This window comes from Mycobacterium sp. E342, from assembly GCF_001667665.1.
Classification (GTDB): domain Bacteria; phylum Actinomycetota; class Actinomycetes; order Mycobacteriales; family Mycobacteriaceae; genus Mycobacterium.
Map to the genome: position 1 here is coordinate 19,511 of NZ_LZJM01000332.1, position 19,069 is coordinate 38,579.

Annotated in this window: 19 protein-coding genes and 1 tRNA gene; 17 read left to right on the forward strand and 3 right to left on the reverse strand. The window is 69.1% G+C overall.

Translation table 11 applies throughout. The annotated features are described in order from the left end of the window. Positions 1-5: 5 nt before the first annotated feature. From A5692_RS27105 to xerD, 8 genes are all read left to right on the forward strand, one after another. Complete coding sequence (locus A5692_RS27105; RefSeq protein ID WP_068062542.1) at positions 6-815, forward strand: TlyA family RNA methyltransferase; 810 nt, start codon at positions 6-8, stop codon at positions 813-815. After that, complete coding sequence (locus tag A5692_RS27110) at positions 812-1,735, forward strand: NAD kinase (protein ID WP_068062548.1); 924 nt, start codon at positions 812-814, stop codon at positions 1,733-1,735. Before A5692_RS27105 ends, A5692_RS27110 begins: the two co-directional genes overlap by 4 nt. A gap of 7 nt (positions 1,736-1,742) precedes the next feature. Next, positions 1,743-3,500 carry a DNA repair protein RecN gene (gene recN / locus A5692_RS27115; protein WP_068062550.1) on the forward strand — a complete coding sequence of 586 codons (1,758 nt, stop codon included), beginning with the start codon at positions 1,743-1,745 and terminating at the stop codon, positions 3,498-3,500. A gap of 210 nt (positions 3,501-3,710) precedes the next feature. Beyond that, positions 3,711-4,892, forward strand: coding sequence for a putative cytokinetic ring protein SteA (gene steA / locus A5692_RS27120; protein WP_068062551.1), 1,182 nt, complete (start codon positions 3,711-3,713; stop codon positions 4,890-4,892). An 8-nt stretch (positions 4,893-4,900) separates the two neighbouring features. Then, positions 4,901-5,845 carry a copper transporter gene (locus A5692_RS27125; protein WP_068062554.1) on the forward strand — a complete coding sequence of 315 codons (945 nt, stop codon included), beginning with the start codon at positions 4,901-4,903 and terminating at the stop codon, positions 5,843-5,845. A 122-nt stretch (positions 5,846-5,967) separates the two neighbouring features. Further along, positions 5,968-7,719, forward strand: a complete 1,752-nt coding sequence (locus A5692_RS27130) for a CTP synthase (RefSeq protein ID WP_068062558.1) — start codon at positions 5,968-5,970, stop codon at positions 7,717-7,719. After that, positions 7,712-8,335, forward strand: a complete 624-nt coding sequence (locus A5692_RS27135; RefSeq protein WP_068062561.1) for an NUDIX hydrolase — start codon at positions 7,712-7,714, stop codon at positions 8,333-8,335. The genes A5692_RS27130 and A5692_RS27135 overlap by 8 nt, the downstream gene beginning before the upstream one ends. Then, positions 8,332-9,273, forward strand: a complete 942-nt coding sequence (gene xerD, locus A5692_RS27140; RefSeq protein WP_068062564.1) for a site-specific tyrosine recombinase XerD — start codon at positions 8,332-8,334, stop codon at positions 9,271-9,273. Before A5692_RS27135 ends, xerD begins: the two co-directional genes overlap by 4 nt. A 13-nt stretch (positions 9,274-9,286) precedes the next feature. Here the strand turns inward: xerD and A5692_RS27145 are convergent, their stop codons facing one another. Then, the gene (locus A5692_RS27145) at positions 9,287-10,039 is read right to left on the reverse strand and encodes an O-methyltransferase (protein ID WP_068062598.1); all 753 of its coding nucleotides are present in this window, start codon (positions 10,037-10,039) and stop codon (positions 9,287-9,289) included. Positions 10,040-10,362: 323 nt separating this feature from the next. On the opposite strand from A5692_RS27145, the gene A5692_RS27150 reads away from it, so the two are divergent. From A5692_RS27150 to der, 6 genes are read left to right on the forward strand one after another with little or no spacing between them, the layout of a single operon-like run. Then, positions 10,363-11,226, forward strand: coding sequence for a ParA family protein (locus tag A5692_RS27150; protein ID WP_067924742.1), 864 nt, complete (start codon positions 10,363-10,365; stop codon positions 11,224-11,226). Beyond that, positions 11,223-12,038 carry a segregation/condensation protein A gene (locus tag A5692_RS27155; protein ID WP_068062567.1) on the forward strand — a complete coding sequence of 272 codons (816 nt, stop codon included), beginning with the start codon at positions 11,223-11,225 and terminating at the stop codon, positions 12,036-12,038. The genes A5692_RS27150 and A5692_RS27155 overlap by 4 nt, the downstream gene beginning before the upstream one ends. Next, positions 12,038-12,733 (forward strand): SMC-Scp complex subunit ScpB, encoded by a 696-nt coding sequence (gene scpB / locus A5692_RS27160; RefSeq protein WP_068062570.1) that lies wholly within the window; start codon positions 12,038-12,040, stop codon positions 12,731-12,733. The genes A5692_RS27155 and scpB overlap by 1 nt, the downstream gene beginning before the upstream one ends. Then, positions 12,733-13,476 carry a pseudouridine synthase gene (locus tag A5692_RS27165; RefSeq protein ID WP_068062573.1) on the forward strand — a complete coding sequence of 248 codons (744 nt, stop codon included), beginning with the start codon at positions 12,733-12,735 and terminating at the stop codon, positions 13,474-13,476. The genes scpB and A5692_RS27165 overlap by 1 nt, the downstream gene beginning before the upstream one ends. Beyond that, a complete protein-coding gene (gene cmk / locus A5692_RS27170) occupies positions 13,473-14,153 on the forward strand; it encodes a (d)CMP kinase (RefSeq protein WP_067924709.1) in 681 nt (226 codons plus the stop codon). Before A5692_RS27165 ends, cmk begins: the two co-directional genes overlap by 4 nt. After that, a complete protein-coding gene (gene der / locus A5692_RS27175) occupies positions 14,150-15,550 on the forward strand; it encodes a ribosome biogenesis GTPase Der (protein ID WP_068062576.1) in 1,401 nt (466 codons plus the stop codon). Before cmk ends, der begins: the two co-directional genes overlap by 4 nt. A gap of 169 nt (positions 15,551-15,719) precedes the next feature. Here the strand turns inward: der and A5692_RS27180 are convergent, their stop codons facing one another. Together A5692_RS27180 and A5692_RS27185 are read right to left on the reverse strand one after the other, a co-directional pair. Further along, positions 15,720-16,619, reverse strand: coding sequence for a sensor domain-containing protein (locus A5692_RS27180; protein ID WP_082963144.1), 900 nt, complete (start codon positions 16,617-16,619; stop codon positions 15,720-15,722). Between the two features lie 19 nt (positions 16,620-16,638). After that, the gene (locus A5692_RS27185) at positions 16,639-17,343 is read right to left on the reverse strand and encodes a sensor domain-containing protein (RefSeq protein WP_068062583.1); all 705 of its coding nucleotides are present in this window, start codon (positions 17,341-17,343) and stop codon (positions 16,639-16,641) included. 414 nt (positions 17,344-17,757) lie between these two features. Here A5692_RS27185 and A5692_RS27190 point away from each other — a divergent pair. From A5692_RS27190 to A5692_RS27200, 3 genes are all read left to right on the forward strand, one after another. Continuing rightward, positions 17,758-17,831: transfer RNA gene (locus A5692_RS27190), tRNA-Pro, on the forward strand. A gap of 311 nt (positions 17,832-18,142) precedes the next feature. Beyond that, a complete protein-coding gene (locus A5692_RS27195) occupies positions 18,143-18,406 on the forward strand; it encodes a hypothetical protein (RefSeq protein ID WP_156766316.1) in 264 nt (87 codons plus the stop codon). Positions 18,407-18,683: 277 nt separating this feature from the next. Continuing rightward, the coding region (locus A5692_RS27200; RefSeq protein ID WP_197514578.1) for a hypothetical protein at positions 18,684-19,069 on the forward strand (386 nt) is incomplete at its 3' end.

A 19,069-nucleotide genomic window follows, 5' to 3' on the forward strand; every position in this document is an offset into this window, starting at 1 on the left:
CGCGCATGTCTCGCCGCGCCCGCGTCGACGCCGAACTGGTTCGGCGCGGCCTTGCGCGATCGCGGCAACAAGCCGCGGAGCTGATCGGCGCCGGCCGGGTCTGCATCGACGGGCTGCCGGCCCGCAAGCCGGGCACCGCCGTCGCCCTCACCGCGGCCCTGACCGTCACCGACGACGGCGAACGGGGCTGGGTGTCCCGCGGCGCGCACAAGCTCATCGGGGCGCTGGACGCCTTCGGGATCGACGTGACCGGCCGTCGCTGCCTGGACGCCGGGGCGTCGACGGGTGGGTTCACCGAGGTCCTGCTGGACCGAGGCGCCGCGGAAGTGGTCGCCGTGGACGTCGGCTACGGCCAGCTGGCGTGGTCGCTGCGGTGTGATCCGCGGGTTGTCGTCGTCGAGCGGACGAACGCCCGTGACCTGTCCCGCGAGGCGATCGGCGGGCCGGTCGACGTGGTCGTGGCCGACCTGTCGTTCATTTCGCTGGCGACCGTGTTGCCGGCGCTGGCTGGATGTGCTTCGGCCACTGCGGATATCGTTCCCATGGTGAAGCCGCAGTTCGAGGTGGGCCGGGGCCAGGTCGGCCCCGGCGGAGTCGTGCACGACCCTGACCTGCGCGCCGACGCCGTCGTGGGCGTGGCGCGGCGCGCCGGCGAGCTGGGCTGGCACACCGTCGGCGTCACCGCGAGCCCGCTGCCCGGCCCGTCGGGCAACGTCGAATACTTCCTGTGGCTGCGCGCCCAGACGGATCGGGGATTGGCGGATGACGAGTTGGTGGCAGCGGTGCGGCGCGCGGTAGAGGAGGGGCCGCAATGACCGAGCAGCGCACGGTGCTGATGGTCGTCCACACCGGCCGCGAGGAAGCCACCGAGACCGCGGCGCGGGTGCAGAAAGTGTTGAGCGACAACGATATTGCTCTTCGCGTCCTGTCCGCCGAGGCGGTCGACCGCGGTTCGCTGCAGGTGGCCCCCGACGACATCCGCGCGATGGGCGTCGAGATCCAGGTGGTGGATGCGGATCCGCACGCCGCCGACGGTTGCGAGCTGGTGCTGGTGCTCGGCGGCGACGGCACGTTCCTGCGCGCGGCCGAACTGGCCCGCAACGCCGGGATCCCGGTGCTGGGCGTCAACCTCGGCCGCATCGGCTTCCTGGCCGAGGCCGAGGCCGAGGCCATCGACAAGGTGCTGGACCACGTCGTCGCCAAGGACTACCGGGTGGAGGACCGCCTGACGCTGGACGTGGTCGTGCGCTCGGGCGGTCGGGCGGTCGAACACGGCTGGGCGCTCAACGAAGTCAGCCTGGAGAAGGGCCCACGACTGGGCGTGCTGGGAGTGGTCGTCGAGATCGACGGGCGGCCGGTGTCGGCGTTCGGGTGCGACGGAGTGCTGGTGTCGACGCCCACCGGGTCCACCGCCTACGCGTTCTCCGCGGGCGGCCCGGTGCTGTGGCCGGACCTCGAGGCAATCCTGGTGGTACCCAACAACGCTCACGCGTTGTTCGGCCGGCCGATGGTCACCAGTCCCGACGCCACCATCGCCATCGAGATCGAGGCGGACGGGCACGACGCCCTGGTGTTCTGCGACGGCCGCCGGGAGATGCTGATCCCGGCCGGCAGCCGGATCGAGGTGAGACGCTGCGACACACCGGTGAAATGGGCACGGTTGGACAGCGCCCCGTTCACCGACCGGCTGGTGCGCAAATTCCGGTTGCCGGTGACGGGTTGGCGCGGGAAGTAAACGGCGGGTGCTCACCGAAATACGCATCGAGTCGCTGGGCGCCATCAGCGCGGCGGTCGGCGAGTTCGACCGTGGCCTGACCGTGCTGACCGGTGAAACGGGCACCGGCAAGACCATGGTGGTGACCGGGCTGCACCTGCTCGGCGGAGCCCGCGCCGACGCCACCCGGGTGCGGTCGGGCGCCGACCGCGCGGTGGTCGAGGGCCGTTTTACCACAACGGATCTCGAGGATTCCGTGGTGGCGCAGCTGGACGAGATGCTGGACGTGTCGGGCGCGGAGCGCGACGAGGACGGCAGCGTGATCGCGCTGCGCTCGGTCAGCCGCGACGGGCCGTCGCGGGCCTATCTGGGCGGCCGCAGCGTGCCCGCCAAGTCGCTGGGCGACTTCACCACCGAGTTGCTCACCCTGCACGGGCAGAACGACCAGCTGCGCCTGATGAGGCCCGAGGAGCAGCGCGGCGCCCTGGACCGGTTCGCGAAGGCCGCCCCCGCGCTCGAGCGCTACCGCAAGTTGCGTGACGCCTGGCTCACCGCGCGAAACGACCTTTCCGACCGCCGCAACCGCATGCGCGAACTCGCGCTGGAGTCCGACCGACTCACCTTCGCGCTCAACGAGATTGACGCCGTCGACCCGCAACCTGGCGAGGACGACGCGCTGGTCGCCGACATCGTGCGGCTCTCCGAACTCGACACCCTGCGGGAGGCGGCGATCACCGCGCACGCCGCGCTCTCCGGGCCGCCCGACGACGTCGAGGCGTCCGGGCACAGCGCCGCCGACGGCCTGGGGCGCGCGAAGGCCGCCCTGGAGTCGACCGACGACGCGAAGCTGCGGGCGCTGGCCGGGCAGGTCGGCGAGGCGCTGACGGTGGTCGCCGACGCGGCCGGCGAACTGAGCGGCTTTCTGGACGAGCTGCCGGTCGACGCCAGCGCGCTGGAGGCCAAGCTGGCCCGGCAAGCCGAACTGCGCACGCTGACCCGCAAGTACGCCGCGGACGTCGACGGGGTGCTCCTGTGGGCCCAGGAGTCAAGGCAACGGCTGGCCCAACTCGACGTCTCCGAGGAGGGCCTGACGGCGCTGGCCGCCCGGGTCGACGAGCTCGCGCGTGAATTGGCCCAGGCCGCAGTCGATCTCAGCGGCATTCGGCGCAAGGCGGCCAAGCGACTGGCCAAGGAGGTCACTGCCGAGCTGTCCGGGCTGGCCATGGCCGACGCGCAGTTCAGCATCGACGTGCGCAACGACGTGGTCACCGACAAAGAGGATCCGGCGGCGCTCGCGCTGCCGACCGGCGAGTTGGCCCGGGCCGGCGCGGACGGCGTCGACCAGGTCGAATTCGGTTTCGCCGCGCACCGCGGGATGGACCAGCTGCCGCTGGCCAAGAGCGCATCCGGCGGCGAGCTGTCCCGGGTGATGCTGGCGCTGGAGGTGGTGCTGGCGGCCTCGGCGGCGGGGACCACCATGGTGTTCGACGAGGTCGACGCCGGCGTCGGTGGCCGGGCCGCGGTGCAGATCGGGCGGCGGCTGGCGCGGTTGGCGCGCACGCACCAGGTCATCGTGGTCACCCACCTGCCGCAGGTCGCGGCGTACGCCGACGTGCACCTGGTGGTGCACAGCGCCGGCCCGAAGGGGACCAGCGTGGTGCGCCGGGTCACCGGCGACGAGCGGGTCGCCGAATTGGCGCGCATGATGGCCGGCCTGGGCGAGTCCGACAGCGGCCGCGCCCATGCCCGCGAACTGCTCGACGGGGCCCAGCGCGACGAGATCTAAGCGCTCGCCCGTGCGCCGAGCCAGGGGCACCTCCGGCTTGCGAACGTGCGTGTCTGTACGGCGACACGCCGCCGGGGCCGTGCCATTGCGCACCTTCGCGCGACCAACCCGTTAGGAGCTTGTGACTAATGAGACTCTAGATAACTTCTGAGGCTGATGTTACGGCGCGCCTCCACGCCTCGTCCGGGCATCACCGACAGAATCGCCCCCATGAAGATGTCAGGGCTGCTTACCCGTAACACCGCCCGGCCGGGCCTCGTCGGCACCGCTCGGGTGGACCGGAACATCGACCGACTGCTGCGCAGGGTGTGCCCCGGCGACATAGTGGTGCTCGACGTCCTGGATTTGGACCGCATCACGGCGGACGCCCTGGTGGAGGCCGATATCGCCGCGGTCGTCAACGCCTCGCCCTCGGTGTCGGGCCGCTATCCCAACATGGGGCCGGAGGTGCTGGTCAACAACGGGGTCACCCTGATCGACGAGACCGGACCCGACATCTTCAAGAAGGTCAAGGACGGCGCCAAGATCCGGCTCTACGAAGGCGGGGTGTACTCCGGCGACCGCAGGCTGGTCCGGGGCACCGAGCGCACCGACCACGACATCGCCGACTTGATGCGGGAGGCCAAGAGCGGCCTGTCCGCTCACTTGGAGGCGTTCGCGGGCAACACGATTGAGTTCATCAAGAGCGAGAGCCCGTTGTTGATCGACGGTATCGGCATCCCCGACATCGATGTCGACCTGCGCCGCCGGCACGTGGTCATCGTCGCCGACGAGCCCAGCGCCGAAGAGGACCTGAAGTCGCTCAAGCCGTTCATCAAGGAGTACCAGCCGGTGCTGATCGGCGTCGACACCGGCGCGGATGTGTTGCGCAAGGCCGGGTATCGGCCCCAGATCATCGTCGGCGACCCCGACCAGATCAGCGCCGACGCCCTCAAGTGCGGCGCCCAGGTCGTGCTGCCCGCCGACGCCGACGGCCACGCACCGGGGCTGGAACGCATCCAGGACCTCGGCGTAGGGGCCATGACGTTCCCAGCCGCGGGCTCGGCGATCGACCTGGCCCTGCTGCTGGCCGATCATCACGGCGCCGCGTTGCTCGTGACGGCGGGCCACACCGCCAACATCGAGACGTTCTTCGACCGGACCCGCGCGCACAGCAACCCCTCGACGTTCTTGACCAGGCTTCGGGTGGGGGAGAAGGTGGTGGACGCCAAGGCCGTGGCGACCCTGTACCGCAACCACATCTCGGCGGGGGCGATCGCCCTGCTGGCGCTGACGATGCTGATCGCCGTCATCGTCGCCCTGTGGGTGTCACGCACCGATGGCGTGGTGCTGCACTGGGTCACCGAGTACTGGAACCACTTTTCCCTCTGGGTTACCCACCTAGTGTCCTAGGGTCGAAGATGATCTCGCTTCGCCAACACGCGTTATCGCTGGCCGCAGTCTTTTTGGCGCTGGCCGTGGGAGTCGTGCTCGGTTCCGGCTTCCTGTCCGACACCCTGCTGTCCAGCCTGCGTGACGAGAAGCGGGATCTGCACACCCAGATCAACGGGCTCAACGACCAGAAGAACGTGCTGAACGAAAAGCTTAGTGCCGCAAACAACTTCGACACGCAACTGGTCGGCCGGATGGTGCACGACACGCTCGGCGGCAAGTCGGTGGTGCTGTTTCGCACCCCGGATGCCAAGGACGACGACGTGGCCGCGGTGTCGAAGTTCATCGGCCAGGCCGGCGGCGCGGTGACCGGAACCGTGTCGTTGACGAGTGAATTCGTCGAGGCCAACTCCGCGGAGAAGCTGCAGACCGTGGTGAACTCGTCGATCCTGCCGGCCGGCCAACAGCTCAGTACCAAGCTCGTCGACCAGGGATCCCAGGCCGGCGACCTGATGGGCATCGCCCTGCTCGTCAACTCCAACCCCGCGGTGCCACCCGTCGAGGAGGCCCAGCGCGACACCGTGCTGGCGGCGCTGCGCGACACGGGGTTCATCACCTACCAGCCGAGCGAGCACATGGGCGCGGCGAACGCCGCGCTCGTCGTCACCGGCGGCGCGCTGCCGCAGGACGCCGGCAATCGCGGTGTGAGCGTCGCCCGGTTCGCCGCCGCGTTGGCCCCGCACGGGTCGGGCACCCTGCTCGCCGGGCGGGACGGGTCGGCGACCGGCGGCGCGGCCGTCGCCGTGACGCGCGCCGACGCTCAGATGAACTCCGCGGTCAGCACCGTCGACAATGTCGACACCGCGCCGGGCCGCATCACCGCGGTGCTCGGCCTGCACGACCTGGTCAACGGCGGTCACGCCGGGCAGTACGGCACCGGTCACGGCGCGACGTCGATCACGGTGCCCCAGTAGCGGGCGTGTTCGACGCGACACCCCGGTCGTGGGTGTTAGGGTGGGTTTCCGTGGGTCGGCAGGCCCAACTAGTTATTCGCTAGCAAAATTCGACGCCCTGCCCGTCTTCACGGAGGTCGCCTGTGCGAAAGCACCCGCAATCCGCCACCAAGCACCTCTTCGTCAGCGGGGGTGTCGCGTCCTCGCTGGGCAAGGGTCTTACCGCGAGCAGCCTCGGTCAGCTGCTGACGGCCCGCGGGTTGTACGTGACGATGCAAAAGCTCGATCCGTACCTCAATGTGGACCCGGGCACGATGAACCCGTTCCAGCACGGCGAGGTGTTCGTCACCGAGGACGGCGCCGAGACCGACCTCGATGTCGGTCACTACGAACGGTTCCTGGATCGCGACCTGTCCGGCTCGGCGAATGTCACGACGGGACAAGTGTATTCGACCGTTATCGCCAAGGAGCGGCGCGGCGAATACCTCGGCGACACCGTCCAGGTGATCCCGCACATCACCGACGAGATCAAGCGCCGGATCATGGCGATGGCCCAGCCGGACGCCCAGGGTAACCGTCCCGACGTGGTGATCACCGAAATCGGCGGGACGGTCGGCGATATCGAGTCGCAGCCGTTCCTGGAGGCCGCCCGCCAGGTCCGCCACGACCTGGGGCGCGAGAACGTCTTCTTCCTGCACGTCTCGCTGGTGCCGTACCTGGCGCCGTCGGGCGAACTCAAGACCAAGCCCACCCAGCACTCGGTGGCCGCGCTGCGCAGCATCGGTATCACCCCGGACGCGCTGATCCTGCGCTGCGACCGGGACGTCCCCGAGGCGCTGAAGAACAAGATCGCGCTGATGTGCGACGTGGACATCGACGGCGTCATCTCCACCCCGGACGCGCCGTCGATCTATGACATCCCGAAGCGGCTGCACCGCGAGGAACTCGATGCGTTCGTGGTGCGCCGGCTCAACCTGCCGTTCCGCGACGTCGACTGGACCGAGTGGGACGACCTGCTGCGCCGGGTGCACGAGCCGCACGAGACCGTGCGAATCGCCTTGGTGGGCAAGTATGTCGAGCTTTCCGACGCCTACCTTTCGGTCACCGAGGCGTTGCGCGCCGGCGGCTTCAAACATCACGCCAAGGTGGAGATGCAGTGGGTGGCGTCCGACGACTGCGAGACCGGGGCGGGCGCGGCGGCGGCGCTGGGCGACGTGCACGGCGTGCTGATCCCGGGCGGCTTCGGCATCCGCGGGATCGAGGGCAAGATCGGCGCCATCCGGTACGCGCGGGCGCGCGGGCTGCCGGTGCTGGGCCTGTGCCTGGGACTGCAATGCATCGTGATCGAGGCCGCGCGTTCGGCCGGGCTCACGCAGGCCAACTCCGCCGAATTCGACCCTGACACACCGGATCCCGTCATCTCCACGATGGCCGACCAGGTCGACGCCGTGTCCGGTCAGGCCGACCTGGGCGGCACCATGCGGCTGGGCGCGTATCCCGCCGTGTTGCAAACGGATTCGATCGTCGCCCAGGCCTACGGCACCACCCAGGTGTCGGAGCGCCACCGGCACCGCTACGAGGTCAACAACACCTATCGCGACAAGATCGCCGAGAGCGGCCTGCGCTTCTCCGGCACCTCGCCCGACGGGCATCTGGTGGAGTTCGTCGAATATCCGCCCGAGGTGCACCCGTTCATCGTCGGCACGCAGGCCCACCCCGAACTGAAGAGCCGGCCCACCCGGCCGCACCCGCTGTTCGTCGCGTTCGTCGGGGCGGCCATCGACTACCAGTCGGGCGAGCTGCTGCCGGTGGAGATCCCCGAGCACGCCTCCAACGGCAACCAGCAGCGGGACGGCGTCAGCCAGTCGTTACCCGAGCCCGCGACCCGTGGCTGAGCACGTCTTCGAGACGGCGTCATCCGAAACGCTGTACACCGGAAAGATTTTCGCGCTGCGCAGTGATCGGGTCCGGATGCCCGGCGGTGCCACGGCGATTCGCGAAGTCGTCGAGCACTACGGGGCCGTCGCCATCGTGGCGTTGAACTCCGACAACGAGATCGCCATGGTCTACCAATACCGCCACGCCTTCGGCCGGCGGTTGTGGGAGCTGCCGGCCGGGCTGCTCGATGTGCTGGGGGAGCCGCCACAGGAGACCGCGGTCCGCGAGCTGCAAGAGGAGGTCGGCCTGCAGGCCGGCTCGTGGCGGGTGCTGGTCGACCTGGATTCGGCGCCGGGCTTCAGCGACGAGTCGGTGCGCGTGTACCTGGCCACCGAGCTGACCGAGGTCGCCCGGCCCGAGGCGCACCACGAGGAAGCCGATATGACGATGCGCTGGTTTCCCGTCGCGGAGGCGGTTCGCCGGGTGTTCAGCGGCGAGATCGTGAATTCCATTGCGATTGCCGGGGTTTTGGCCGCCCACGTGGTCACCGAAGGGGTCGCGGAGCCGCGGCCGGTGGACAGCCCCTGGCTCGACAAGCCGACGGCGTTCGCCGGGCGCAAGGCCGCGCAATGACAACGGTGGCCCTGGACACCCAACTGCAGGGCTACCTCGACCACCTCACGATCGAGCGGGGTGTCGCGGCGAACACCCTCAGCTCGTATCGCCGCGACCTGCGCCGCTACACCAAGCACTTGTCGGACCGCGGGATTCACGACTTGGCCAAGGTCGGCGAGGACGACGTGAGCGAGTTCCTGGTCGCGCTGCGCCGCGGCGACCCGGACTCGGGGACCGCGGCGCTGTCCGCGGTGTCGGCGGCGCGGGCGCTGATCGCGGTGCGCGGCCTGCACCGGTTCGCCGCGGCCGAGGGGCTTGCCGAGCTGGACGTGGCGCGGGCGGTGCGCCCGCCGACTCCGGGCCGCCGGCTCCCCAAGAGCCTGACCATCGACCAGGTGCTGGCGCTGCTGGAGGGCGCGGGCGGCGACAGCGCGTCCGACGGCCCGCTCACGCTGCGCAACCGGGCGCTGCTGGAGCTGCTGTACTCGACCGGGGCGCGCATCTCGGAGGCCGTCGGACTCGACGTGGACGACATCGACACCCGGGCCAGGTCGGTGCTGCTGCGCGGCAAGGGCGGCAAGCAACGGCTGGTGCCCATCGGGCGGCCGGCCGTGCAGGCACTGGACGCCTATCTGGTGCGCGGCCGCCCGGACCTGGCCCGCCGCGGGCGCGGGACGCCGGCCATCTTTCTCAACGTGCGCGGCGGGCGGCTGTCGCGGCAGAGCGCGTGGCAGGTGCTGCAGGACGCCGCCGAGCGCGCCGGGATCACGTCGGGGGTGTCGCCGCACATGCTGCGGCACTCGTTCGCGACCCACCTGCTCGAGGGCGGCGCCGACGTGCGGGTGGTGCAGGAGTTGCTGGGACACGCCTCGGTGACGACGACGCAGATCTACACGATGGTCACCGTGCACGCGCTGCGCGAGGTGTGGGCCGGCGCCCACCCGCGGGCCCAGTAGGGCACGGCGGCCGTCAAGCCAGGTACTCGGACTCCAGCACCAGGTCGGACACCAGCGACTGGTACTCGAGGTGTGTCTTGTGCTCGACGGTGTTCCATTGCTTGCCCTGCTCGCGGCGCATGTACTCGCGGTACTTCGGGGCGCCGGGCACCCGCACGTTGTCGGCGACCACGATCGCGCCCGGGCGCAGCCAGCCGCGCGCCATGATGCGGTGCAGGTCGTCCAGGTACGCGTCCTTGTCGTGGTCGAGGAACGCGAAGTCGAGGGCACCGGGGGCGAACCCGTGCTCGTCGGCCAGCGCGTCCAGCGTGCGCCCGCCGTCACCGACCGTGCCGACCACGCAGGTCACGCGGTCGGCTACGCCGGCGTGCGCCCAGATCCGTCGCGCGTTGGCGGCGTTGGCCTCGGCGAGTTCGACGGAATACACCTTCGCGTTCGGGGCCGCCCGCGCGATGCGCAACGCGCCGTATCCCACGTAGGTGCCCAGCTCCAGCGCCACCGCCGGGTTGGCGCGCCGCACCGCCGCGTCGAGCAGCTGACCCTTCTCGTCGCCGACGTTGATCAGCATCGACTTCTCGTAGGCGAACTTGTCGATGGTCGCCAGCACGTCGTCGATGTCGCCGGCCCTGGCGTTGCGCAGGACGTAGTTCACCGCGGCGGCCTCGCGCCCGTCGCCGATCTGGCCCGTCGTGGTGATGTTGCGCGCCCCCGTCGCCATCCGCCAGACCGACCATCGCAGCAGGGGAATCCGTCGCTTGAGGTCCATGACGACACAGTAGTTCGGACGGCCGTCGCCTAGCGGCGCCGAGATTGCCACCACGGCCGTCGCGGCGCCGGAATCGCAACCCTCACGGCAATCTCGCTGCCACACCGCCGCCGAGATACCGCCCGCGATATCAAGTGTGAAACCCGCCCACCACCTCCCCGGTGATGCTGGTGTGACTGCTGTTAATAATCACCGCCCTCGCGCGCGCTACCAGCGCAAATCCGGCGAAATTGGCTGGTGAATTGCCTGCGGGTCGCCCGGTTTCCGCCCGCGAACCCGTTAGACTTTCGGTCGATGTTCACCTCCCGAACACCCCCGCCATGATGACCGAGCAGCCGGATAGCGGCGTCGAGCTCGGTCTGACCGGGCGGCCGCCGCGGGCGATCCCGGAACCGCAGCCGCGCACCTCGCACGGCCCGGCAAAGGTCGTCGCGATGTGCAACCAGAAGGGCGGTGTCGGGAAGACCACGTCGACCATCAATCTGGGCGCCGCGCTCGCCGAGTACGGCCGGCGGGTGCTGCTGGTGGACATGGATCCGCAGGGTGCGCTGTCCGCCGGGCTCGGCGTCCCGCACTACGAGCTGGAGAAGACCATCCACAACGTGCTGGTCGAGCCGCGGGTGTCGATCGACGACGTGCTGCTGCAGACCCGGGTCAAGTACATGGACCTGGTGCCCAGCAACATCGACCTGTCCGCCGCCGAAATCCAGCTGGTCAACGAGGTGGGCCGCGAACAGACCCTGGGCCGGGCGCTGCATCCGGTGCTGGATCGCTACGACTACGTCCTGATCGACTGCCAGCCGTCGCTGGGATTGCTCACCGTGAACGGGCTGGCCTGCGCGGACGGCGTGGTCATCCCCACCGAATGCGAGTTCTTCTCGCTGCGTGGCCTGGCGCTGCTCACCGACACCGTCGACAAGGTGCGCGACCGGCTCAACCCGAAGCTGGAGATCAGCGGCATCCTGCTCACCCGGTACGACCCGCGCACGGTCAACTCCCGCGAGGTGATGGCCCGGGTGGTGGAACGGTTCGGCGACCTGGTGTTCGACACCGTGATCACCCGAACCGTCCGGTTCCCCGAGACCAGTGTGGCCGGCGAACCCATCACGACGTGGGCCCCGCGCTCGACGGGCGCCATCGCCTACCGCGCCCTGGCCCGCGAGTTCATCGACCGATTCGGCGCGTGACGGCCAGCGCGAACGGTGAGGCGCCACCCAAGAACGGTTTTCAAGTCCGCCTGACCAATTTCGAGGGTCCGTTCGATCTGCTGCTGCAGCTGATCTTCGCCCACCGCCTCGACGTGACCGAGGTCGCGCTGCATCAGGTCACCGACGACTTCATCGCCTACACCCGCGAGATCGGCTCCCAGCTGGACCTGGAGGAGACCACCGCGTTCCTGGTGGTCGCCGCGACCCTGCTCGACCTCAAGGCCGCCCGGCTGCTGCCGGCCGGGCAGATCGACGACGAAGAGGACCTGGCGCTGCTGGAGGTGCGCGACCTGCTGTTCGCCCGGCTGCTGCAGTACCGCGCGTTCAAGCACGTCGCGGAGATGTTCGCCGAGTTGGAGGCCACCGCGCTGCGCAGCTACCCGCGCTCCGTGTCGCTGGAGGACCGGTTCACCGAACTGCTGCCGGAGGTGATGCTGGGCGTCGACGCCGACCGGTTCGCCCAGATCGCCGCGATCGCGTTCAGCCCGCGCCCCGTGCCGACGGTGGCCCTCGGCCACCTGCACGAGGTGGCCGTCTCGGTGCCCGAGCAGGCCAAGAGGCTGCTGGCGATCCTCGAGGCGCGGGGCAGCGGCCGGTGGGCCACGTTCTCCGAGCTGGTCGCCGACTGCGAGGCGCCGATGGAGGTGGTGGGGCGCTTCCTGGCGTTGCTCGAGATGTATCGGAGCCGGGCGGTAGCATTCGACCAGTCGGAGCCGCTTGGTGTGCTCCAGATTTCATGGACCGGGGAACGTCCGGCCAGCGAAGCCTTGCTAGAAGTGCGGGACGAATGATGAGCGAATCTGAGGCCGACGTCGATCTTGATGTCGGCATTCCGGACATCGCCGAGGCGGCGCCCATGGACGCCGGGGAACTCGGGTCGGTGCTGGAGGCGCTGCTGCTGGTGGTCGACACGCCCGTCACCGCCGAGGCGCTGGGCGCGGCCACGCAGCAACCCGTCTACCGGGTCGCCGCCCGGCTGCAGCAGATGGCCGACGAACTCACCGAGCGCGACAGCGGGATCGACCTGCGCCAGACCAGCGAGGGCTGGCGGATGTACACCCGGGCGCGGTTCGCGCCGTACGTGGAGAAGCTGCTGCTGGACGGCGCGCGGTCCAAGCTGACCCGCGCCGCGCTGGAGACCCTCGCCGTGGTGGCCTACCGCCAGCCGGTGACCCGGGCGCGGGTGAGCGCCGTGCGCGGCGTCAACGTGGACGCCGTGATGCGCACGCTGTTGGCGCGCGGCCTGATCACCGAGGCCGGGGTCGACGACGACACCGGCGCCGTGACGTTCGCGACCACCGACCTGTTCCTGGAGCGGTTGGGGTTGACGTCGCTGGCCGACCTGCCCGACATCGCCCCGTTGCTTCCCGACGTCGACACGATCGAGGACCTCAGCGAATCCCTGGACAGCGAGCCGCGTTTCATCAAACTGTCGGGCGGTCAGGCGCCCGAGCAGGCGCTGACGTTCGACGTGGACCACGATTGATGGTCGAAACCGAAGGGGTCCGCCTGCAAAAGGTGTTGTCGCAGGCCGGGATTGCGTCGCGGCGCGCCGCCGAGAAGCTGATCATCGACGGCCGCGTCGAGGTCGACGGGCAGGTGGTGACCGAGTTGGGCACCCGCGTGGACCCCGATGCATCGGTGATCCGGGTCGACGGCGCCCGGGTGGTGCTCGACCAGTCGATGGTGTATCTGGCGCTGAACAAACCGCGGGGCATGCACTCCACCATGTCCGACGACCGGGGTCGCCCGTGCATCGGCGACCTGGTGGAACGCAAGGTGCGCGGCAACAAGAACCTGTTCCATGTCGGGCGGCTGGACGCCGACACCGAGGGGCTCATCCTGCTGACCAACGACGGCGAGTTGGCGCACCGGTTGATGCACCCCTCCCACGAGGTGCCCAAGACGTACCTGGCCACGGTGACCGGGACGGTGCCGCGCGGCGTGGGAAAGACACTAAAGGCGGGAATCGAATTGGACGACGGCCCGGCGCGCGTCGACGAATTCGCCGTGGTGGACGCCATTCCGGGCAAGACGCTGGTGCGGGTGGTGTTGCACGAAGGGCGCAACCGCATCGTGCGCCGGCTGCTGGGCGCCGCCGGCTTCCCTGTGGAGTCGCTGGTGCGCACGGACATCGGGCCCGTGTCGCTGGGCAAGCAACGGCCGGGCAGCATCCGGGCGCTGAGCCAGGGCGAGGTCGGGCAGCTCTACCGGGCGGTGGGCCTGTGAACGTCGTTGTCGCAATCGATGGTCCGGCCGGAACCGGAAAGTCCTCGGTGTCAAGGGGATTGGCGCGAGCGCTGGGCGCCCGTTACCTGGACACCGGCGCGATGTACCGGATGGTGACGCTGGCAGTGCTGCGCGCGGGCATCAGCCCGACGGACGACGAGGCCGTCGGGCGCATCGGGTCGACGGCGCAGCTGTCGGTGGACTATCACACCGATGGCGACCGTTACTTCCTTGCCGGGGAGGATGTTTCGGCCGAGATCCGCGGCGACGAGGTGACCCGCGCGGTCTCGGCGGTGTCGTCTGTGCCCGCCGTGCGCGCCCGCCTGGTCGGGCTGCAGCGCGAGATGGCCGAGGGGCCCGGCAGCGTCGTCGTCGAGGGTCGCGACATCGGCACCGTCGTTTTGCCCGACGCCCCCGTGAAGATCTTCCTGACCGCGTCGGCCGAAACCCGCGCGCGGCGCCGCAACGATCAGAACGTCGCGGCCGGCCTGACCGACGACTACGACGCGGTGCTGGCCGACGTCCGGCGGCGCGATCATCTGGACTCCACTCGGGCGGTGTCGCCGCTGCGCGCCGCCGACGACGCGGTGGTCGTCGACACCAGCGAGATGACCGAGGCGCAGGTGATCGATCACCTGCTGGAATTGGTCGAGCAGCGAAGCGGGGCGGTGCGATGACATCCGACGGCACCTGGACCGACGAAAGCGATTGGGAATCGGTCGAATCCGAGCTCGGCGAGCAGGCCGAGGCCGGCCCCGCGCCCGTCGTGGCGATCGTCGGGCGGCCCAACGTCGGCAAGTCGACGTTGGTGAACCGGATCCTGGGCCGCCGCGAGGCGGTGGTGCAGGACATTCCCGGCGTGACCCGCGACCGCGTGTCCTACGACGCGCTGTGGACCGGCCGCCGGTTCGTCGTGCAGGACACCGGGGGATGGGAGCCCGACGCCAAGGGCCTGCAGCAGCTGGTGGCCGAGCAGGCGTCGGTGGCCATGCGCACCGCCGACGCGGTGATCCTGGTGGTCGACGCCACGGTCGGCGCCACCGCGGCCGACGAGGCCGCCGCCCGGATCCTGTTGCGCTCGGGCAAGCCGGTCTTCTTGGCCGCCAACAAGGTTGACAGCGAAAAGGGTGAGGCGGACGCGGCGGCGTTGTGGTCGCTGGGGCTCGGCGAGCCGCACGCCATCAGCGCGATCCACGGCCGCGGCGTCGCCGACCTGCTCGACGAGGTGCTGGCCGCGCTGCCGGAGGTGTCCGAAGCCGCGCCCTCGCCGGGCGGCCCCCGGCGGGTGGCGCTGGTCGGCAAGCCGAACGTGGGCAAGAGCTCGCTGCTGAACAAGCTGGCCGGGGACGAGCGCTCGGTGGTGCACGACGTCGCCGGCACCACCGTGGACCCGGTGGATTCGCTCATCGAACTCGGCGCCAAGGTATGGCGGTTCGTCGATACCGCGGGCCTGCGCCGCAAGGTCGGTCAGGCCAGCGGGCACGAGTTCTATGCCTCGGTGCGCACGCACTCGGCGATCGACGCGGCCGAGGTGGTCGTGGTGTTGATCGACGCCTCCGAGCCGCTGACCGAACAGGATCAGCGGGTGCTGTCGATGGTCATCGAGGCGGGCCGGGCGCTGGTGCTGGCCTTCAACAAGTGGGATCTGGTGGACGAGGACCGGCGCGAGTTGCTCGAGCGCGAGATCGACCGCGAACTGGTGCAGCTGCGCTGGGCGCAACGGGTCAACATCTCCGCCCGGACCGGACGCGCGGTGCAGAAGCTGGTGCCCGCGATGGAGACGGCGTTGGCATCGTGGGACACGCGCATCCCGACGGGCCCGCTCAACGCGTGGCTGAAAGAGGTGGTGGCCGCGACGCCGCCACCGGTGCGCGGGGGCAAGCAGCCGCGGATTCTGTTCGCCACCCAGGCCACCGCCCGGCCGCCGACGTTCGTGCTGTTCACCACGGGTTTCCTGGAGGCCGGCTATCGGCGCTTTCTGGAGCGGCGGCTGCGGGAGGCCTTCGGTTTCGAGGGCAGCCCGATCCGGATCAACGTGCGGGTGCGCGAAAAGCGTGGGGCCAAGCGGCGCTGAGCCTCCTGGCTTGGGCCTCTTGGGAACCAATCGGCGATTCACAAACTTGATAGCGCCGGCGATATCACTTCACCTCGGGCACGAGATCGCTAAGCGCGTGGGCGCCGCCGCTCGCTGCTCGGTGTTGGCACACCCGCGACCGCCGGTGCGGTCAATGCCGCTACGACGCCTACGAGGCCCGGGCGTCGATTTTCTTGTCGACTGCATTCACGAACTGTGGCACCGCCGAACCCGCCACGCTTCGTCCGCAGAGATCAAGGTCGATGACGACGTTGTTCCGGGTGCTGAGGGCGCGCTGGCAGTTCCAGCCCTGAGCTTCTTGGATCATGTCCATCGCGAGGACGCCGCCGGCGCGCGACGCCGATCCCGTCGACCAAAACACGTTGCGGGGATCATCCTTGTTGACGTTTCGGGTGTTGAGCTCGCGATTGGCGCACCTCTGCCAGTCCGTCGCGGCATTGCCGACGAAGTTGTTCGCAGATTCCGCGTCTGGGAAGGACACGACCGCTTGAATCAATCGCCATCCCTTGGCGGGAGCGTCGCCAAGCTCCTGCGTCCGAACCGCGGTCCAACCGGCCTTCCCGTACGCCTTCTGCTCGGCCGCTTTCAACACACCCACGCAGTCCTCGTCAACGATGGGTGTGTCGGCCAGCTTGTCTTGAACCGGTTCGCCGGACAACGATTCGGCGCCCACAGCGTGGGCGGCTTCCTCCGCACTCAACAGCACATCCGGGAGTGCGGATGCGGCCACGGTGCCGCCGCCCGGGTGGGCCGGCTGGTACACGATGACCGCGACCAATAGCCCGACCGTCAGCATCGCGGCGACGCTCGTCAACCACCACCACCGGGCGAGCGACCCACCGAAACGGCGCGGGTTCGCCGCCTGGCTCGGCCAGAAGGCGCCGGGGCCGGGCGGAGGCAGGTGTCCGGGCGCGCTCTGGTAACCGAACGGTGGCGCATATCCCGGGCTTGCCGGTGGCCAGGGTGGGGGACCGGCATAGGCCGGTGCGCCGGAAGTGGTTTCTTGCCTGCCTCCGGGTCCGCTGCCCGTGTCGCCCGGAACGCTCATGCCTTACCTCCTGGGCTGTTCACGAGGTGGGGATCCGAGAGGCGACTTTGTTGACGAGTTCGGGGGCTTGATCGCTGCCGCCGTAATCGCACACCCTCATGTCGATCACCACGTTGCTGCGCGGCATCAAGGCGCGCTGGCAGCCCCACCCGGTTCCGCCGGTCTTCTCCCAGGACACCATCAGCGTGTTGTCGACGACCCTGGGGTCGGCGACGGCGATGGTGCCACCCTCGTGGCGGTTCACCAAAACCTCGGTTCGAGCGCAGTGATCCCACTTCCTCGTGAGGTCCTCGAAGACGGCGCCGGCGTCTTTCGCGGTCGGAAAGGCCACCAGCGACTGCAGGGTCAACTTCACGTACACGTCACCCGGTCCGTGAAGTTCGGCCGACTGCGCGTCGATGAAGCGGGTGTCGCGATAGACCTGAGCCATGCCCGGGGCCCAGATGCCGGCACAGTCGGGCGGGTCGGCGGTATCCATGAACAGGCCATTGTTGCTCTGGTAGAGCGTCATTCCCTGCACGTGCAGGATGTCGCCGGCCTCGGCGGGACTCAACAGCAGATTCTTCAGGTCTTCCGGGTGGACCAGCCCCGGTGTCGTGGGCACCGACAGCCCGGGCGGCTCGCGGTGTGATTCCGCCGCCGATGCGCCCGAGGTCATCACACGGCCGACGAGGACGACGCCAAACCCGGCCGAGGCGACCGTGAGAATGGCCGTCGTGAGCATCAGCCATCGTTTGGCGCCACGGGATGGGGCTGGCGTCGGGCGGGGAGGCCACGGAGGCGGTGCGCCGGCCGCGCCCGGCTGGTAGCTGCTCCATGGCTGTCCCGACGCATATGGACCGCCGGATGGGCCGACTTGGTAGCCGCCGGGCGGCGGCAGGGCATTCCCCTGATTCGCCGGCGGTTCACTACCTGTCACGCGCCGGACCGTTCGCCATCATTGCGGTCGTCCCCCGAAGTTTGTGGGCGAGCACAGCCACCCGCCTGCGTTCGTGAGCAGGATTCTAGATGGCGACGGGGATTGGAGTTTGCGGTTTCCCTGACCGCAGGTATCGCCGGGTTGGTCGGAGGCCGCTTCGCTGCGTTCCGGGCTGTCTGCGGTAGGCTTTCGACCTGCTGCCGCCGATTCGGGCGGCACCGGGCTGTGGCGCAGTTTGGTAGCGCACTTGACTGGGGGTCAAGTGGTCGCAGGTTCAAATCCTGTCAGCCCGACACAGGTCAGAGGGTGTTTTCGCCTCTGACAGATACCTTCCGAAAAGGCTTTGACCCCAGTTATTACCCCAATTGGCCCGGTAAGATCAGCCCATGGCAAAGCGGGCAGCAAATGGTCGCGGAGCAGTTCGGCACCGTTCAGACGGACGGTGGGAAGCCCGGCTCAGCTACGTCGATTCCGCTACCGGCCAACGCAAGCGCATTAGCGTCTACGCATCGACCCAGAGGCTGGCGTTGGCTGAACTGGACAAGGTGGAGGATCGCCTCGGCGAAGGAAAGCCACCAAGGACGCCACCGCGAAGTGTGGGCGCGTGGCTGGTGCATTGGCGAGTTGCGGCGGGCCGGGCATTCACTGGGATCTCGCCGTGGTCACTTCGGGAGGAGCATTCCGGTGGGACAATGGCAATATCCCGGGCACCCCGCAAGCCGCGGCCATTGATGTCGCACTGAATTACGGCCAGATCTACCACCTGCAGGGCTGGACCATCAATCCAGGTGAGGACGGGACTCGCTTCAGTAACGATGGCACAAGCCACGGCATGTTTGTCAGCATCGACAACGTGTCACCGTTCTAAGTCTTGGCGATCGCGAGGGGAGTCATGTATCAAGCTCAAACGTCGCACGGGGCCCCGAAGTGCAATTGAACGGGGCAACGAGCATAGGTTCTACCAGCCGCCACCTCAACCGCTGGGCGCTGTCAGCGGTTGAGCCCTGGGCAGCGCAGGAGGTTACTAGCCCACTTACCTGCCGCTGGCGATGACGAAGGTGCGCGCCTCTCATTTCATTGCCAAAAGACCCTGGTAGCGGCCAGCGAGGAAATGCAACATAAGTGCACGCGGTAAAGGGGGATAGATGTCCTGCGATATTGAGCTGGAAATCGGGGCGGGCTCGGGCCCAGGTGAGTTCGTCACCCGCGTGGTGGATGCCCCTTCCGGTGGAGAGCCCTCAGCGGTCACGCAGCTGGATATAGATGAGCTGTTGCGGCGGCGGGATGCGTTGGAGACGACGGTACTGGCCTCGGCGGTAGCCGGGCGACGGATCGTCTCCGGTCACGAGGAGCGGCTGCGTGAAGTGGGACGGCAGTTGTTCGAGACGCTGTTTAGCGGTCCGGTGTTGGGCTCCTATCGGGCCAGCCTGGGTGTTGCGCAGCAGCGCGGTGAACCGTTGCGGGTGGTGCTGCGGTTGACCGCGCCGCGGTTAGCGGCGTTGCCCTGGGAGGCGCTGTTCGATCCCGAGAT

Excerpts from the sequence above, each read along its gene's own strand:
- A5692_RS27150 (WP_067924742.1), top strand. The coding sequence starts at position 10,363 with ATGACCGAGCAGCCGGATAGCGGCGTCGAGCTCGGTCTGACCGGGCGG.
- der (WP_068062576.1), top strand. The coding sequence starts at position 14,150 with ATGACATCCGACGGCACCTGGACCGACGAAAGCGATTGGGAATCGGTC.
- A5692_RS27110 (WP_068062548.1), top strand. The coding sequence starts at position 812 with ATGACCGAGCAGCGCACGGTGCTGATGGTCGTCCACACCGGCCGCGAG.
- A5692_RS27180 (WP_082963144.1), bottom strand. The coding sequence starts at position 16,619 with ATGAGCGTTCCGGGCGACACGGGCAGCGGACCCGGAGGCAGGCAAGAA.
- A5692_RS27105 (WP_068062542.1), top strand. The coding sequence starts at position 6 with ATGTCTCGCCGCGCCCGCGTCGACGCCGAACTGGTTCGGCGCGGCCTT.
- A5692_RS27125 (WP_068062554.1), top strand. The coding sequence starts at position 4,901 with ATGATCTCGCTTCGCCAACACGCGTTATCGCTGGCCGCAGTCTTTTTG.
- A5692_RS27185 (WP_068062583.1), bottom strand. The coding sequence starts at position 17,343 with ATGCTCACGACGGCCATTCTCACGGTCGCCTCGGCCGGGTTTGGCGTC.
- A5692_RS27165 (WP_068062573.1), top strand. The coding sequence starts at position 12,733 with ATGGTCGAAACCGAAGGGGTCCGCCTGCAAAAGGTGTTGTCGCAGGCC.
- scpB (WP_068062570.1), top strand. The coding sequence starts at position 12,038 with ATGAGCGAATCTGAGGCCGACGTCGATCTTGATGTCGGCATTCCGGAC.
- steA (WP_068062551.1), top strand. The coding sequence starts at position 3,711 with ATGAAGATGTCAGGGCTGCTTACCCGTAACACCGCCCGGCCGGGCCTC.
- A5692_RS27145 (WP_068062598.1), bottom strand. The coding sequence starts at position 10,039 with ATGGACCTCAAGCGACGGATTCCCCTGCTGCGATGGTCGGTCTGGCGG.
- xerD (WP_068062564.1), top strand. The coding sequence starts at position 8,332 with ATGACAACGGTGGCCCTGGACACCCAACTGCAGGGCTACCTCGACCAC.